General features: G+C 68.3%; 16 protein-coding genes. 2 read left to right on the top strand and 14 right to left on the bottom strand.

The window, feature by feature from the left end; all coding sequences use genetic code 11:
* Positions 1-234: 234 nt before the first annotated feature.
* The 3 genes from HV798_RS24650 to HV798_RS24660 form a co-directional block, all read right to left on the bottom strand.
* Entirely contained in the window at positions 235-1,356 is a 1,122-nt protein-coding gene (locus tag HV798_RS24650) for a CaiB/BaiF CoA transferase family protein (protein WP_175190763.1), read from the bottom strand.
* Positions 1,357-1,368: 12 nt separating this feature from the next.
* Positions 1,369-2,349 carry a Bug family tripartite tricarboxylate transporter substrate binding protein gene (locus HV798_RS24655; protein WP_175190764.1) on the bottom strand — a complete coding sequence of 327 codons (981 nt, stop codon included), beginning with the start codon at positions 2,347-2,349 and terminating at the stop codon, positions 1,369-1,371.
* A gap of 133 nt (positions 2,350-2,482) precedes the next feature.
* Positions 2,483-4,186 carry an acyl-CoA dehydrogenase family protein gene (locus HV798_RS24660; protein WP_175190765.1) on the bottom strand — a complete coding sequence of 568 codons (1,704 nt, stop codon included), beginning with the start codon at positions 4,184-4,186 and terminating at the stop codon, positions 2,483-2,485.
* A 141-nt stretch (positions 4,187-4,327) separates the two neighbouring features.
* Here HV798_RS24660 and HV798_RS24665 point away from each other — a divergent pair, with 141 nt between their 5' ends.
* Complete coding sequence (locus HV798_RS24665; protein ID WP_175190766.1) at positions 4,328-5,218, top strand: LysR family transcriptional regulator; 891 nt, start codon at positions 4,328-4,330, stop codon at positions 5,216-5,218.
* Between the two features lie 12 nt (positions 5,219-5,230).
* Here HV798_RS24665 and HV798_RS24670 read toward each other — a convergent pair whose 3' ends face one another.
* The 6 genes from HV798_RS24670 to HV798_RS24695 form a co-directional block, all read right to left on the bottom strand.
* On the bottom strand, positions 5,231-5,995 hold the full coding sequence (locus HV798_RS24670; protein WP_175190767.1) for a fumarylacetoacetate hydrolase family protein: 765 nt from the start codon (positions 5,993-5,995) through the stop codon (positions 5,231-5,233).
* Positions 5,996-6,006: 11 nt separating this feature from the next.
* Positions 6,007-6,432, bottom strand: a complete 426-nt coding sequence (locus tag HV798_RS24675) for a nuclear transport factor 2 family protein (RefSeq protein WP_175216582.1) — start codon at positions 6,430-6,432, stop codon at positions 6,007-6,009.
* Positions 6,429-7,586 carry an alpha-hydroxy acid oxidase gene (locus HV798_RS24680; protein WP_175190769.1) on the bottom strand — a complete coding sequence of 386 codons (1,158 nt, stop codon included), beginning with the start codon at positions 7,584-7,586 and terminating at the stop codon, positions 6,429-6,431. Before HV798_RS24680 ends, HV798_RS24675 begins: the two co-directional genes overlap by 4 nt.
* 30 nt (positions 7,587-7,616) lie before the next feature.
* Positions 7,617-8,597 carry a Bug family tripartite tricarboxylate transporter substrate binding protein gene (locus HV798_RS24685; RefSeq protein ID WP_175190770.1) on the bottom strand — a complete coding sequence of 327 codons (981 nt, stop codon included), beginning with the start codon at positions 8,595-8,597 and terminating at the stop codon, positions 7,617-7,619.
* A 43-nt stretch (positions 8,598-8,640) separates the two neighbouring features.
* Positions 8,641-9,516, bottom strand: a complete 876-nt coding sequence (locus HV798_RS24690) for a TauD/TfdA dioxygenase family protein (RefSeq protein ID WP_175190771.1) — start codon at positions 9,514-9,516, stop codon at positions 8,641-8,643.
* Positions 9,517-9,580: 64 nt separating this feature from the next.
* Positions 9,581-10,810 (bottom strand): iron-containing alcohol dehydrogenase family protein, encoded by a 1,230-nt coding sequence (locus HV798_RS24695; protein WP_175190772.1) that lies wholly within the window; start codon positions 10,808-10,810, stop codon positions 9,581-9,583.
* 86 nt (positions 10,811-10,896) lie between these two features.
* Here HV798_RS24695 and HV798_RS24700 point away from each other — a divergent pair, with 86 nt between their 5' ends.
* Positions 10,897-11,802 carry a LysR family transcriptional regulator gene (locus tag HV798_RS24700; protein WP_175190773.1) on the top strand — a complete coding sequence of 302 codons (906 nt, stop codon included), beginning with the start codon at positions 10,897-10,899 and terminating at the stop codon, positions 11,800-11,802.
* 47 nt (positions 11,803-11,849) lie between these two features.
* Here the strand turns inward: HV798_RS24700 and purU are convergent, their stop codons facing one another.
* From purU to HV798_RS24725, 5 genes are all read right to left on the bottom strand, one after another.
* Positions 11,850-12,704, bottom strand: coding sequence for a formyltetrahydrofolate deformylase (gene purU, locus HV798_RS24705; protein ID WP_025136752.1), 855 nt, complete (start codon positions 12,702-12,704; stop codon positions 11,850-11,852).
* A 76-nt stretch (positions 12,705-12,780) separates the two neighbouring features.
* Positions 12,781-13,884, bottom strand: coding sequence for an NAD(P)/FAD-dependent oxidoreductase (locus HV798_RS24710; protein WP_025136753.1), 1,104 nt, complete (start codon positions 13,882-13,884; stop codon positions 12,781-12,783).
* Positions 13,881-14,402 (bottom strand): flavin reductase family protein, encoded by a 522-nt coding sequence (locus HV798_RS24715; protein ID WP_025136754.1) that lies wholly within the window; start codon positions 14,400-14,402, stop codon positions 13,881-13,883. The genes HV798_RS24710 and HV798_RS24715 overlap by 4 nt, the downstream gene beginning before the upstream one ends.
* Positions 14,403-14,447: 45 nt before the next feature.
* Positions 14,448-15,077 (bottom strand): pyridoxamine 5'-phosphate oxidase, encoded by a 630-nt coding sequence (gene pdxH / locus HV798_RS24720; protein ID WP_175190774.1) that lies wholly within the window; start codon positions 15,075-15,077, stop codon positions 14,448-14,450.
* Positions 15,078-15,204: 127 nt separating this feature from the next.
* Positions 15,205-15,867, bottom strand: a complete 663-nt coding sequence (locus HV798_RS24725) for a gamma-glutamylcyclotransferase (protein WP_175190775.1) — start codon at positions 15,865-15,867, stop codon at positions 15,205-15,207.
* Between the last annotated feature and the right edge of the window lies 1 nt (position 15,868).

The following is a 15,868-nucleotide window of genomic DNA, read 5'->3' on the forward strand; positions in this document are numbered from 1 at the left end:
CTAAATCGGCCGGACGCCGGGCAATGCAACAGTGATGCAACGAATTGTCTGTGCATGAAAAACATGCAAGAGAGGCTGCGAGGACATGAAAACGCCCACGCAAGGTGGGCGATGAAGCGAACGTGACGGGCAGGACGAGCCATGGCAGGCAGGCCGCAGCAAGCAGATCGCAGCCAGCAGATCGCAGCCAGCAGACCGCAGCAAGCAGGCCGCAGCAAGCAGACCGCAACGAGCTCAGTCGGTCGGCGGCGCCAGATCCGGTGGCAGCCGGCGCAACGTGGCCGGCGTGCGCGACAGCTTGATGGGCGAACCCACGCCGCGGTAGTCGCCTTGTTCCAGCACCATGCCGCGGTGCCGGGTGTGCGGATGCGCCAACGCCTGGTCCACGGTCTGCACGGCGGCGGCCGGCACGCCGGCGCGCAGCAGGCGGTCGGCCAGCGCGGCGGCCTCGTGGCGGGCCAGCAGCGCCGCCAGGTCGTCGCGCAGCGCCGGGCGGTTTGCCAGGCGGTCGGCGTTGGCGGCGTAACGCGGGTCGTCGGCCAGGCCGGGCGCGCCCAGCACCTGCGCCAGCTGGGCGAACTGGCGGTTGTTGCCGACCGCCAGGAAGATCGGGCCGCTGGCGGTGGGCAGTGTTTCGTAGGGCGCGATGTTGGGATGCGCGTTGCCGCTGCGGCCCGGCGTCTTGCCGCTGTAGAAATAGTTGGGCGCGTGCGGATGCAGCAGCGACAGCGCGCAGTCGTACAGCGTGATGTCCAGGAACTGGCCCAGGTTGCTGCGCACGCGTTCGTTCAGCGCCAGCAGGATCGCCACCGCGGCGTTCAGGCCCGTCACCATGTCCACCACCGGCAGGCCCACGCGGGTGGCTTCGCCGTCGGCCTCGCCGTTCACGCTCATCAGGCCGCACATGGCTTGCGCGCAGGCGTCGTAGCCGGGCAGGCCGCCCAGCGGGCCGTCGGCGCCGAAGCCGCTGACGCGGCAGTGCACCAGCCGGGGAAACTGCTGGCTCAGCGTGTCGTAGCCCAGGCCCCACTTTTCCAGCGTGCCGGGCTTGAAGTTCTCGACCAGCACATCGGCATCGGCCAGCAGGTGGCGCAGCAGTTCCTGGCCCGCGGCTTGCGACAGGTCCAGCGTCATGCCGCGCTTGTTGCGATTGACGCCGACGAAGTACGAGGCCGTGTCGCCCAGGAAAGGCGGACCCCAGCCGCGTGTCTCGTCGCCGCCGGGCGGCTCGATCTTGAGCACGTCGGCGCCGTGGTCGGCCAGGATCTGGGTGCAGTAGGGGCCGCCCAGCACGCGGGACAGGTCGATCACTTTGCAGCCGGCCAGGGCGCCGGCATCGGGAAGCTGTGGAGCCATGGAGCCTCGGGGTCAGTCGATGGAAACGTGGGCGCTCTGGATGAGCGTGCGCCACTTGGGCACTTCGGTGGCGATGAAGGCGGACAGGCCTTGCGGGGTCTGGTCTTCGGCCCGCACGATGCCCTGGCTGCGCAGGGTCTGTTCGATGGCGGGGTCGGCCAGCGCGGTCTGGAACGCCTGGTTCAGCCTGGCCGTCACCGCGGCGGGCGTGTCCTTGGGCGCGACGATGCCGAAGAACACGCTGACGTCGTAGCCCTTCAGTCCTTGCTCGGACAGCGTCGGCAGGTCGGGCAGGGCGTCTGAGCGCTGCGCGCTGGCCAGGCCGATGGCGCGCAGCTTGCCGGCCTTGATGTACGGCAGCGCGGTCAGGATGTCGGTGAACGACATCGACACCTGTCCGCCCAGCAGGTCGTTCAGCGCCGGCCCCGTGCCCTTGTAGGGGATATGCATGACCTGGGTGCCGGCCATCTGGTTGAACAGGATGCCCGCCAGGTGCGACGACGCGCCGTTGCCGGACGAGGCATAGCTGAGCTTGTCCGGGTTCTTCCTGGCGTAGGCGATCAGTTCCTGCGCGTTGTTGGCGGGCACCGACGGGTTCACCACCAGGATGTTGGGCAGGTGGCCGATGCGGATGATGGGCGCGAAGCTGGTCTCGGGGTTGTAGCCCTGGTTCTTGTACAGGCTGACGTTGATGGCCAGCGGCCCGGACGTGCCGAACAGGATGGTGTAGCCGTCCGGCTTGGCGGCGGCCACGTATTCGGACCCGATATTGCCGCCCGCGCCGGCGCGGTTCTCGACGATCACGGTCTGGCCCAGCGGCGTCTTCAACTTTTCGGCCAGGCGGCGGGCCAGGGCATCGGTGGGGCCGCCGGGCGGGAAGGGCACCACCAGCGTGACGGGGCGGGATGGGTAGGCATCGGCGGCCAGCGCGGGCGCGGCGCCGGCCGTGAGCGCGGCTGCGGCCAGCAGCAGGGGAGTGAACAAGCGTTTCATGGAAGTCTCCAGTGGTAGGGGCGCGCCGACTGTGCCGCCGGCGTCGTGGGTCGAACAGGCATGCGGGCCATGCCGCATCGCCAGGTAAAGCTTCCACACCCGTCCTGCTACGAGTGCGGCAAAGGGCGCCAGCCTACAGCGCGTACTGCAGGATGCCGCGGCAGGCGGCGCTTTCGTCGGCGGCAATGGCGTAGGGATCGCGCGGCGCCAGGCGATGCTGCAGCACCTGGTCGGCCAGCAAGGCACGGCTGGCCAGGCCATCGCCGGCCGCTTCCCAGCGCAGCGCCGCCATCGACACCGCGTGGTACAGCAGCGCGGCGGCCTGGCGCGCCAGTTCGGCGCGGTCACCCTGGGCGGCGTGCTCGGCCAGCGCATAGGTCTGTTCCAGCGCGCGGGCCTGGGTGTCGGCCAGTTCGGGCGGGCAGGGCAGGCCGTCGGCCAGCAAGTGGTCGATGTGGCGGCGCAGCGCGGGCAGCGAGCCTTCTTTCTTGATGGCCCGCAGCACGTCCAGCGCCACGATGTTGCTGGTGCCTTCCCAGATCGAGCCCAGGTGGGCGTCGCGCACCAGCCGCGGTTCGGTCCATTCTTCGATATAGCCGCAGCCGCCGCGCACTTCCATGGCGTCGCCGGTGACCTTGCGTGCGTCGCGGCAGGCGCGGAACTTGATCAGCGGCGTCAGGATGCGGGCCAGCGCGGGATCGCCGCCGCCCTGGTCGGCGTCGGCCAGCGCGCGCGCCGTCTGGAACATGACGCTGCGCGCCTGTTCGGCCCACACGGTCATCTTGACCAGCTGGCGCTGCATCAGCGGCATGTCGATCAGGCGCTTGCCGAAGGCGCGGCGGTGCTGCGAGACGTAGACGGCCTCGGTGACCGCGCGGCGCATCAGGCCGGCCGCGCGCATGCCGTTGGACAGGCGCGAGTTGTTGATCATGTCGGCCATGTGCTTGAAGCCCTTGCCGCGTTCGCCCACCAGCCAGGCCGTGGCGCCTTCCAGCCGGATCTCGCCGCTGGCCATCGAGCGCGTGCCCAGCTTGTCCTTCAGGCGCAGGATGCGGTAGCGGTTGTGCGTGCCGTCTTCCAGGTCGCGCGGCAACAGGAACAGCGACACGCCCTTCAGGCCCGGCTCGGCTTCGCTGCGCGCCAGCACCATGGCAAAGCCGGCGTCGGGGTTGGAGCAGAACCACTTGTCGCCGGATACGCGCCAGGTGCCGTCTTCCTGGCGCTGGGCGGTGACTTCGGTGGCGCTGACGTCGGACCCGGCGCCTTGCTCGGTCATGAACATGGCGCCCTGGCGCAGGGTGTCGAAATCCTGGCTGGTGACCTGCGGCAGCACCCGTTCCACCAACGCCGGGTCGCCGAACTTGCGCAGCGTGCGGGCCAGGGAATCGGTCATGCTGACCGGGCAGCACAGGCCGAACTCGGCCTGCACGAACAGGTGGCTGAGCGCGTATTTGGCGGCGGCCGGCATGGGTTCCGGCCAGCCCAGCACGCCGCCCCGGTGCGACAGGGCCGCCAGGCCGAATTCGCTGTAGGCCAGGCGTTCCAGTTCGACGTAGGCCGGGTGCTTGTCCACCCGCGATTCGTCGGCCCCGGCGCGGCTGCGCACCGACAGGGTGGGCGGATGCTTGTCGGCCGTGGCCGCCAGCTCGTCCATGCGGCCGCCGGCCAGTTCGCCCAGGCGGTCCAGGTGCGGCAGCAGGTGCGCATGCAGCGCGGCGGGCAGGTAGCGCCGGGCCAGCGGCGCGGCATAGGGGTCGGCGCGAAACAGGTTCAGGCCGCGGGAATCCGGAACGGGCGTGGCCGAAACCGGGGCGGCGGGCTGGGCGGGGGTATCCATGGCGGCATCCTGCTGGGGTAGGGGTTGCCTGGCATGGTGCGACGATGGATTAATCTATACAAATACCGTTTTGGTGTAGACCTATCCAAAAAAAATATGGATCTCGGATGGCGCTGCGCGCGCCGCCCAGGGAGGAGACCGATGGACCTGGACCCGCGCCTGTTGCGCTATTTCATCGCCGTGGCCGAAGAACGCCACTTCAGCCGGGCGGCGGCGCGCCTGCACATTTCGCAGCCGCCGCTCAGCTACGCCATCCGCCAGCTGGAAGACAACGTCGGCGCGCGGCTGTTGGCGCGCACCAGCCGCCAGGTGGAACTGACCGCGGCCGGCCAGGTGCTGTACCGCGAGGCCCTGACGCTCCTGCGCCAGGCCGAAGACGTGCGCACGCTGGTGCAGCGGGTGGACGCCGGCCTGCGCGGGCGGCTGCGCATCGGCTTCGTGGGGTCGATGCTGTATCGCGGCCTGCCGGCGCTGCTGGCGGCCATGCGCGCCGAACTGCCGGACGTCGAGCACGTGCTGACCGAGCAGAATTCGCATGAGCAGATCGAGGCCGTGCGGCGTGGCGAACAGGACCTGGGCTTCATCCATGCCAATCCGGTGCCGGCCGGGGTGGCCGCGCGCGACCTGCTGGCCGAGCCGTTCGTGGTGTGCCTGCCCGACAGCCACCCGCTGGCCCGGCGGCGTTCGTTGCGGCTGGCGGAACTGGCCACCGACGATTTCGTGTTCTTCGCCCGGGCCGCCTCGCCCAGCTATTACGAAACCGTGCTGTCGCTGTGCGTGGGGGCGGGCTTCATGCCGGTGGTTCGCCACGAGGTGCGCCACTGGCTCAGCGTGGCCTCGCTGGTGTCGCAGGGGCTGGGCGTGTCGATCGTGCCGGCCTGCCTGTCGCGCAGCGGCCTGGCGGGCACGCGCTTCATCGCGTTCGAGCACCAGGCGCGCTCGGTCAGCCAGGTGATCTGGCCGGACGCCGATCGTTCACCCTTGCAGGACAAGGCGCTGGCGCTGGTGCAGCGCCAGTTTCCCGGCGGCTAGGGCCTGTTGACGCTAGCCGGCCTGCCGCACGAAGCGGTTCGTCAGCGTGCCCAGCCCGGTCAAGGACACGTCGACCACGTCGCCGTCCTGCAGGTCCGGTGAATGCCCGTCGGTGCCCATCCACAGGATGTCGCCGGGGTACAGGGTCAGGTAGCGGCTCATCGTGCTGATGAAGGCGTCCACGCCGAACAGCATGTCGTTCGTGCCGAAGCGGGTGGTTTCGCGGCCGTTCACGCGCACCACCGTCTCCATGCGCGCCAGGTCGACGTCGGTCTCGATCCAGGGCCCCATGGGCTTGAAGGTGTCGCTGTTCTTGGCGCGCCAGAAGGTGCGGTCCGACGCCTGCCAGTTGCGTTCGCTGACGTCGTTGCCGATGGTGTAGCCCAGGATGCAGGCGCGGGCCTCGGCGGGGCTGAGGTTGCGCGCCTGCTTGCCGATCACCACCACCAGTTCGCCCTCGTAGTGCACCCGGGTGGCGTCGGCGGGCATGAGAACGTCCTGCCCGTGCGCCACCAGCGCATTGTTGGCGCGGTAGCCGACGTCCGGCTGCGTGGGAATCTGCTTGCCCTCGGTGCCGATGTGCTTGATGTAGTTCAGGCCGACGCAGTAGAACGTGGGCGGCACTACCGGTACTTCCAGCCGCAGGTCTTCCAGGCGCAGCGTCTCGCCGCGCTTTTCATAGCCATTGAACGGGTCGCCCTGCACCGGGGTGACGCGGTCGTCTTCCAGAATGCCGTAGAACGTCTTGCCGCCTTGGCTGCCGCGTATCCATTTCATGGTGGGTTCCTTCAAGCCGCCGGGGCGGCGAAACTGGGTTCGTCGTTGGCCAGACGGGTGATCAGCCATTGCCCGTCGCGGCGGGCCAGTTCGATGTGCGTGGTGCGGATGTTCTCGATGCCCGTCAGCGGCGCTGGGCCGGTCAGCGGTGCGCCGCTGTCGTGGCGCACGACCAGCATGTAGGCGCGCATCGTGCATCGGTCGGCCCCATCCTGGCCGTCGGCCACCAGATTGCAGATCAGGTGGTGGATGCGCTGGGTGGTCGAGCGCCGCGACAGCGCCTGCAGCGTCGCCTCGCGGCCGGCCAGGGTCAGGCCCTGGCGCAGCCAGACGCCGTCGGGCGCCAGGCGCTGCACCAGGTCGGCGTAGCGGTTGTCGTCCAGGTCGCGGAAAAACGCCATGACCTGGTTGTGGCACAGGGCCAGGGTGTCGTTCATGGGGATACTGTCCTCAGCATGTCGTCGTTGATATCGGCCAGGCGGCGCGCGCCGCACAGCTGCATGGTGCGCTGCAGTTCGTCGCGCAGGATCTGCAAGGCCTTGCACGCGCCAGGGTGGCCGCCCGCCAGCACGCCGTAGAGCGTGGCGCGCCCGGTCAGCACGCCGGCTGCGCCCAGCGCCAGCGCCTTGAAGATGTCGCTGCCGCGGCGCACGCCGCCGTCCAGCAGCACCGGCACCCGGCCGCGGGCGGCGGCCAGTACCTCGGGCAGGGCGGCCAGCGACGCGATGCCGGTGTCGAGCTGGCGGCCGCCGTGGTTGGACACCACCAGCGCGTCGGCGCCCAGGCCGACGATGGCATCCACGTCCAGCCCGTTGACCACGCCCTTGACGATGAGCCGGCCCTTCCAGCCGTCGCGCAGCCGCGCCAGGTCGTCCAGATCGAAGGCGGGGTCATAGTTGCGGCCGGCAACGGACTTCATCGCGCGGCGGTCGGCAGTGCGCCCGGCCAGGCCCGCCAGGCTGGGCATGACGGGCGGGCGCCGCAGCAGCATGTCCAGCGACCACGCCGGCCGGCGCGCGAACTGGCAGACGTTGCGTGGCGTGAGCTTCATGGGAAAGCCCAGGCCGTGCGCCAGGTCGCGTTCGCGCTTGCCGCCCACCGGCAGGTCCACGGTGATCACCAGCGCCTCGTAGCCGGCCACGGCGGCCCGGCTGATCAGATCGGTCAGCCGCGCCTTGTCCTGCAGGATGTAGGCCTGGAACCAGAGCCGGCCTGGCGCCTGGTCGGCGATTTCTTCGATCGACGCCGTGGCCGACGTGGACAGCGCATACGGAATGCCGGCCTGCGCCGCGGCCCGCGCCAGCGCCACGTCGCCGCCGCGCCAGCCGAAGCCCACCGCGCCGGTGGGGCCGATGGCGCAGGGCAGCGCCGCGGGCGCGCCCACGAAAGGCGCCGCCATGTCCACCTGCGACACATCGCGCAGCACCCGGGGCGACAGCCTCAGGCGCTGGAACGCGTCGACGTTCTCGCGCAGCGTAATTTCATCTTCGGCGCCGCCGTCGAAGAAATCGAAGATCGGCCGCGGCAGGCGCGCGCGGGCGGCCAGGCGCAGGCGTTCGATCGAATAGCAATCGTCCAGTCGCAATGTCATGGCGTCAGCCTCCGGGCGGCGGGCGCCCGCTCATTCGCCTTTGACATTGCCTTTCTTGATCACGTCGGCCCAGCGGGCCCGGTCCTGCACCAGGAACTGGCTGAACTGCTCGGGCGTACCGCCATCGACCAGCGCGCCCAGCGAGGCCAGTTGCTGGCGTACCTCGGGGTTGGCCAGAGCGGCGTTGGCGGCCTGGTTCAGCTTGTCGACGATGGGCTTGGGCGTACCCGCCGGCGCCAGCATGCCGACCCACGACGCGCCTTCCTCGAAGCCCGGGTAGCCCAGGCTTTCCAGCGTCGGCACGCCGGGAAATTCGGGCTGTGGTTCCCGGGTGCCGATGGCCAGCACGCGCAATTGCTTCTGCGCCACGTAGTTGGCGATGCCGATGCTGGGATAGAACATGAACGAGATGCGCCCGGCCAGCATTTCCTGCAAGGCCGGCCCATTGCCCTTGAACGGCACGTGCATCATCTTCATGCCGGTCATGGTGCCCAGCATCTCGGCCGCCAGGTGGGCCGATCCGCCAATGCCCGACGAGCCGAAGGTGAGCTTGTCCGGGTTGGCGCGGCCGGCGGCGATCAGTTCCTGCATGGTCTTGTAGGGCGACCCGTAAGAGGTCACCACCACCATCGGCAGCTTGGCGAAGTTGCTGATGGGCGTGAAGTCCTTGACCGCATCGTAGTTGTAGCGGTCCGGGTACAGCAGCGGGTTCACGTTCAGCGTCAGCGAGGTCACCAGCACCTTGTAGCCGTCGGGTTCCGAACGCATCACGTCGCTGGCCGCGATGGACGCGCTGGCGCCCGGCTTGTTCTCGACCACCACCGAAGTCTTCAGGCTTTCCGACATCTGCTTGGCCAGAATGCGCGCGATCACGTCCGTGGGGCCGCCCGCCGCATAGCCCACCTGCATGCGGATGGGGCGCGACGGGTACTCGTCGGCCTGGGCGGGCGCGGCGGCGCCGGCCAGGATCAGCGCGGCACAGAACAGCTGGGTCAGGGTGTTTTTCTTCATGATGTCTCCTCCTTGTTTTTTGATGGATATCGGTATGGCCGTATCAGTACAGGTCGGGAAAGTACCGGTCGGCCATGACCTGGCAGCGCTTGATCAGGCGCGGCTCGTCGGGCCGGTAGTCGGCCACGGCGTTGTGGATGGTGCCCATGTTGTCCCACATCAGCACGTCGCCTTCCTGCCACTGGTGGCGATAGCGGTACTTTTCCTGCAACTGGTGCTTGAACAGGAAATCCAGCACCTCGTCGCTGCGCGCGGGGGGCAGCTCGTTGATCTTCACGGAATAGCCCGGGTTGGCGTACAGCACCTTGCGGCCCGTGATGGGATGCGTCAGGAACACGGGGTGCGAAACCGGCGGCTTGCGGCGCTTTTGCTCATCGGTCAGCGGCGGGCGGCTGCTGCCTTTTTCCCGGCGCATCATTTCCCAGAACTTGTTGAAGTCGTGCGTGATGGTCATGCCGTCCAGCTCGGTCTTCAGCGCCTCGGGCAGGTCGTCGTAGGCGGCGTGCATGTTGCAGAACTCGGTATTGCCCAGCGACTTGCCGTCGCGCATCGGAATGCGGATGCCGTACAGCACGTTGCTGAACGCGATGGTGCGGCTGTAGGACATGTCGGTGTGCCAGTCCTGGCCGGCATCGCTCAGGCCCACCGGCTTGCCGTTTTCCACCATGTTCGACAGGATCATCACTTCCGGCAGGCCCGGCTCGAAGTACATGTTCGCCACGTTCAGTTCCAGCGTGCCGAAGCGCTCGGAAAAGGCCTTCAAGTGATGCGCGTCCAGCGTCTGCCGCGGAAAGCTCACCACGCCATGCCGGCCCAGCGCGGCTTCGATGCCGCGGTAGTCGGCGTCGGCCAGCGGCTGCGCCAGGTCGATTTCCAGAATGCGGGCGCCCAGCGAGCCTGCCCCTGCAACGATCTTCATGATGTCTCCTGTCTGTGGAATGGGTCTGGCGTCCGCGCGGGGCGCCTGGGGGTGTCAATGGGTTTCAGAACGCGGCCCGCAAGATGCCGAGCACGTCGGCCGCATCGGCAAGCGGCCGCGGGTTCAGCGCCAGGCCGCGTTCGGTCATGATCTCGGCCGCCATCGGCGCCAGTGCCGTGTCGGGCACGCCCAGGTCGGACAAGCGCGCGGGCATCGCGTGGCGGCGCTGGATGTCCGCCACCCAGGCGGACAGGGTCGGATAGGGACGTTGCGCGCGCCGGTTCACCGCATCCAGCGCCGGCCGCAAGGCGTCTGCCGCAACGGCCTCGTTGAACGCCAGCGCGTGCGGCAGGATCACGCGATTGACCGCGCCATGCGCCAGGCCCTGGCGCGACGCCACGACATGGCAGATGGCGTGGTGCAGGCAACTGCGGGCCATCGACAGGGCCAGGCCGGCCAGGTGCGCGGCTTGCAGGATGGCGGCGCGCAGGGCGGCATCGCGGGCCGGGGTGTCCGGCAGGGCGATGGGGGGAACGGCTTGCGGTGCGCGGGTGGCGAGCGCCTCGTCGAACAGGTCGATCGCTCGCACCGCCACGCAGTCCGACACCGGCGAATGCCCCAGCGAATACAGGGCTTCCACCGCGTGCGCGATGCCGTTCATGGCGGTGTCGCGCAGCAGCGCCATCGGCAGGTCGTCGCACAGCAGCGGGTCGATCAGCAAAGTGGCCGCCGCCACGCGGCGATTCCAGAACATCAGTTTGTGTCCATCGGCGCCGCGCACACCGAACGACGAGGTGGCTTCGGCGCCCGAGGCCGTCGTCGGCAGTCCGATGATGGGAAGCTGCGGCTTGACGCGCCGGGGGATGTGCACCGTGGCGGGCGGCGTGAACGTGGTGACGTGATCGGCCAGCGCGCCGCCTTCGGCCAGCAGCAGGGCCAGGGCCTTGGCCGTATCGGCCACGCTGCCCCCGCCGATGGCGATCAGGCAGTCGGCGCGAAAGTCGGCAATTTTCGCGGCCACTGTTTCCACAAACGCCACGCCCGAATGATTCGGCACGTCGGTCAGCTGCAATGTGTCGAGTCCTTGCCAGGCCACCGACAGCGTGCGAAAGCGCTCGGAATTCGCCATCCGCGCCTGCGTCAGGATGGCGGGACGGGAACAGCCCAGCGCGTCGAGTTCCTTTACTATCAAGGACGATACGCCTTCCCCGAAGCAGACATGCGTGCCGAACAGGTGGTAATCGAAGGGGCGCGGACCGTGCCGGAGCGACGAAGGCGAGGGGGCGGAAGTCATGCGGCCAGTATAGTGACGCCGGTTATGCTGAAAAATCACCAGAAAAGGAAATGGCTTTTTCCTTTTTGGAAACACACGAGTCCTGAATGAACGTTATCGACTGCCTGGAAGTGTTCGTCGAAGTCGGCAAGAGCCTCAGCTTTTCCAAGGCGGCCGACAGCCTGGCGTCCAGCCGTTCGGCCGTCACCAAGAAGATCGCCTGGCTGGAAGCGCACTTCGAAGTGCAATTGCTCAACCGCAATACCAAGCACGTCAGCCTGACCGAAAGCGGCCGGCTGCTGCTGGAAAACGCCGATACGCTGGCGCAAAGCCTGCTGAACTTGAAGGAACTGGTGCAAGGGCCCGTGCTGACGGCCAGCGGCCGCATCCGCATCGGTGCGCCGCCCTCGTTCGGCACGGTGCACCTGGTGCCGGCCATCCAGGATTTCCTGGCGCGCTATCCGGCGATCAAGGTGTCACTGTTGATCGACGACGGCCGCAGCGATCTCATCGCCGAGAACATCGACCTGTCGGTGCGCATCGCGCCGCGGCTGAAGGATTCCAACCAGATCGCCTACAAGATCACGGTGGTGCCGCAGGTGGTGGTGGCCACGCGCGCCTACCTGGCGCGCCACGGACGGCCGGAAACCCCGCAAGACCTGGAACGGCACAACTGCCTGGCGCACAACCTGAAGGCCCCCACGGGGCAATGGAGTTTCACCGACGCGCAGGCCAATACCCACATCGTGCGGGTGGGCGGGTCGTTCAATTCGAATTTGGGCGAAGCCATCCTGAACATGACCAAGCGCGGCGGCGGCATTTCCATGCATCCGCGCTACATGGTCGAACAGGACCTGGCCGACGGCGTGCTGGACGTGCTGCTGCCCAACTACGAGCCGCAGGGGCTGGATATCCACGCCATCGTGCAGACCAGACGCAATCAGCCTGACAAGGTCAGGCTGATCGTGGAACATCTGCGCAATTGGTTCAAGGACGCCGACTGGAAACGCTGAACGTCGGGCCTTGCGATGCCCCCGCCCAAGCGCGGCGGGGGGAATGCCTAGCGGAACACCACGGTCTTGTTGCGGTTCAGCAGGATGCGGTGTTCGACATGGCTGCGCACGGCGCGCGACAGCACCAGCGATTCGATGTCGCTGCCGACCTGGGTCAGGTCTTGTGCGGTCATCGTGTGGTCCACGCGCTCGATGTCCTGGTCGATGATCGGACCTTCGTCCAGGTCCGAGGTCACGAAGTGGGCGGTGGCGCCGATGATCTTCACGCCGCGCGCATGCGCCTGGTGGTACGGGCGCGCGCCCTTGAAGCTGGGCAGGAAGCTGTGGTGGATGTTGATGGCGCGGCCATTCAGCGCGCGGCACATGTCGGCCGACAGGATCTGCATGTAGCGGGCCAGCACCACCAGGTCGATGCTGTACTGGTCCACCAGCGCCAGCACGTCCTGCTCTTGCTGCGCCTTGGTTTCGGGCGTGACGGGCAGGTGGTGGAACGGAATGCCATACGAGGCGGCCAGGCTGGCGTAGTCGTTGTGGTTGGACACGATGGCCGCCACTTCGGCATGCAGCTGGCCGCTGTGCACGCGGAACAGCAGATCGTTCAGGCAGTGGCCCTGCTTGCTGACCATGATCAGCAGGCGTTCCTTGCGGCGGGCGTCATGCAGCTGCAGGTCCATGCCGTACTCGGCCGACACCTCGTCCAGCCGGGCGCGCAGGGCCTCGGGGGCTACGCCCACGGGCAGGTCGAAGTGCACCCGCAGGAAGAAGCGGCCGGTTTCCTCGTCGCCGAACTGCTGCGAATCCAGGATGTTGCAACCCAATTCGAACAACAGGCCGCTGACGCGGAAGACGATGCCGGTGCGGTCGGGGCAGGACAGGGTCAGGATGTAGTCGTTGTGCTGCATGGCTGAGAGGAAAAAGAAAAGGAATGAGGGGGCCTCGGCGCTTGCCCATCGGGCAGTCAGCGCGCGACGCAGAGATTCACAATCTGGCCAGGGTCTCTTCGGCCAGGGCCAGGCTGGACGTCAGGCCTGGCGATTCTATGCCGAACAGGTTCACCAGGCCGGGCACGCCATGCACGGCGGGGCCGGCGATGACGAAATCGGCGGCCGGTTCGTGCGGGCCGGAAATCTTGGGACGGATGCCGGTATAGCCCGGCGTCAGGGCATCGTCGGGCAGCGCCGGCCAGTAGCTGCGCACGGCGGCGTAGAACACGTCGGCGCGGGCCGGATCGATGGTGTAGTCCTCGGTGCCGACCCATTCGGTGTCGGGGCCGAACTTGGCCTGGCCGCCCATGTCCAGCGTCAGGTGCACGCCCAGGCCGGCGTGCTGCGGCACCGGGTAGATCAGGCGCGAGAACGGGGCGCGGCCGGCCAGCGTGAAATAGCTGCCCTTGCACAGGTAATCGGTGGGAATGGTGGCGGGCGGCACGCCGTCGATGCGGCGGGCCAGTGCCGGCGCCTGCAGGCCGGCCGAATTGATCAGCACGTTGCAGGTCAGGTTCATGGCGTCATCGCCGCCGAACTGCAATTCGAAGCCGCCTTCGGGGCGGACCCGGCCGGACACCAGCGGCGTGTGGAACACGCATTGGGCGCCCGCGTTTTCGGCATCGCCCTGGAAGGCCAGCATCAGCGCGTGGCTGTCGACGATGCCGGTGGACGGCGACACCAGCGCGGCCGTGCATTGCAGCGCCGGCTCCAGCCGCATGGCGTCTTCGCCGGAAATGAATTGCAGGTCGTCCACGCCGTTGGCGCGGGCGCGCTGGGCAATGCCTTCGAGCTGGGTGGCCTGTTCGGCGGTAGTCGCGACGATCAGCTTGCCCAGGCGCCGGTGCGGAATGCCGCGTTCGGCGCAATAGGCGTACAGCAGGTGCTTGCCGCGCACGCACAGGCGGGCCTTCAAGCTGCCTGCCGGGTAATAGATGCCCGCATGGATGACTTCGGAATTGCGCGAGCTGGTGCCGGTGCCGATGGCCTCGGTGGCTTCGGCCACCAGCACTTCGCGGCCGGACTGGGCCAGTGCGCGCGCGATGGCCAGGCCGACCACGCCGGCGCCGATCACCACGCAATCGATATCGGCGCTCATGGCGTCTTGCCGGCGCGGGCGCCGGCCGGGGTCAGGTCGAAACCGCCCGCATGGAACACCAGGGGCGGTTCGCCGCTGTGGCCGCAACGCTCGACTTCTCCGACCATGATGACGTGATCTCCTTCGACGTAGCGGCTGCGGTTGTGGCATTCGAACCAGGCGGCGCAGTGGCCGTCCAGCATCGGCGTGCCGCCCGGCGCATGGTGCACCGTCAGGCCGTTGTAGCGGTCGGGCGTCTTGCCGGTGGCAAAGCGCCGCGCCAGGGCGATCTGCTCGGCCCCCAGCACGTTGACCACGTAGCGCTGGCACTGCTCGAAGGCGGCCAGCGACGAGGAATTGCGCGACAGGCTCCAGAGCACCAGCGGCGGGTTCAGCGAAACCGAGTTGAACGAGCTGACCGTGAGCCCGATGGGCGCGCCATCGAGGTCGGAAGTGGTCACGACCGTGACGCCGGTGGCGTAGCGGCCCAGCGCGGTGCGAAAGAAAGCAGCGTCGAAATCAGGGGAGGAGGCGGGCATGCAGATAAGGGAGGGAGCGGGCGCCGCGCACGGCGCCCGGCGGCGTCAAGGCGACAGGCGTTCGATCTTCCAGCCTTGGCCGTCGGCGACATAGCGCAGGCGGTCGTGCAGGCGCGAGGGCCGGCCTTGCCAGAATTCCAGGGAAGTGGGCTTGAGGCGGTAACCGCCCCAGTGCGGCGGGCGCGGCGGCTGGTCGCCGTAGCGCTCGCGGAATTCCAGTTCGCGGGCTTCGAGCTCGGCGCGGGTGATCGGCTGGCTCTGGCGCGAGGCCCAGGCGCCGATGCGCGAGCCGGCCGGGCGGCTGTGGTAGTAGGCGTCCGATTCTTCGGCCGCGACCTTTTCCACCACGCCCTCGATGCGCACCTGGCGTTCCAGCGGCTGCCAGAAGAACAGCAGGCAGGCGCGCGGCTCGGCGGCAAGGTCGGTGCCCTTGCGGGATTCGTAATTGGTGAAGAACGTGAAACCGTGCTCGTCGAACCCCTTGATGAGGACGATGCGCGCGCTGGGCTGGCCGTCGGCATCGACCGTGGCCAGGGTCATGGCGTTGGGCTCGGGGACCTTGGCGGCCAGGGCCTCGTCGAACCAGCGGGTGAATTGCTCGAACGGCGAGGCGGCGGCCTGGCTTTCCAGCAGCACGTTCTTGTCGTAGCTTTGACGCAGATCTGAGACAGACATGGGGCGTTTGATTCAGCGTTGATAACAAGCAGTTTATACCGCCGCTGGGATGCCTCCCTTATTGACCCCGCGCAGGGTCCGGGCAAGTTTCCGGTCCGATGCGGGCCGAGGTGCGCCGCTGGCCGCCCTAGGCGCCTTCGGGCAACGGCCGGCCGTCCTGTTCGAGGCGGCGGGCGATGGCGTCCAGGCGGGCGTCATGGATGCCGGCCGCGCGCAGCGCCTGGGCCGTCTGCACTACGTATTCGGTGCAGGGACCGTAGCGGCCGGCGGCGCGGCGCACGATGGCCAGCAGCTCGGGTTCGGGCAGGGCGCGGATGTACGCCGGATTGGCGCGGTTCATGACAAATACCAGCGCTTTGACGGTGCCGGCCTCGGTGGTGCAGTTGAGCCAGCGGGGCAGGTAGGCGCCGGTGGACATCTCGCGGTCCCACAGGGCCGGGAAATACGTCGGCACCTGGCCGCCCGCCAGGCGGTAGACCACACCGCGGCATGAGCCGCCGCGGTCCAGGCCGAATACCAGGCCAGGGCATTCGGGCGTGCCGCGGTTGACGCGCGACCACAGGCACAGCGCCCGGTGATGGCCGTGCAGGGTGGCGAGGCGACGCTCTTCGAAATCGAAATCGGGGCGCCAGACCAGGGATCCGTACCCATAGACCCAGACGTCCTCGCCGGCCTGCCAATGTTGCAGCGCAGTGGCAAGCGACGCCTGGCGTTCTTCGGGCGTCCACAGGCGAAAGGGCAGGCTGGCGCCGGCAATGCCGGCGGCGGAAGGAGGGGACTGCGTGTTCACG

Source organism: Achromobacter deleyi (assembly GCF_902859705.1).
In the GTDB taxonomy this organism is placed as follows: Bacteria; Pseudomonadota; Gammaproteobacteria; order Burkholderiales; family Burkholderiaceae_B; genus Achromobacter; species Achromobacter deleyi.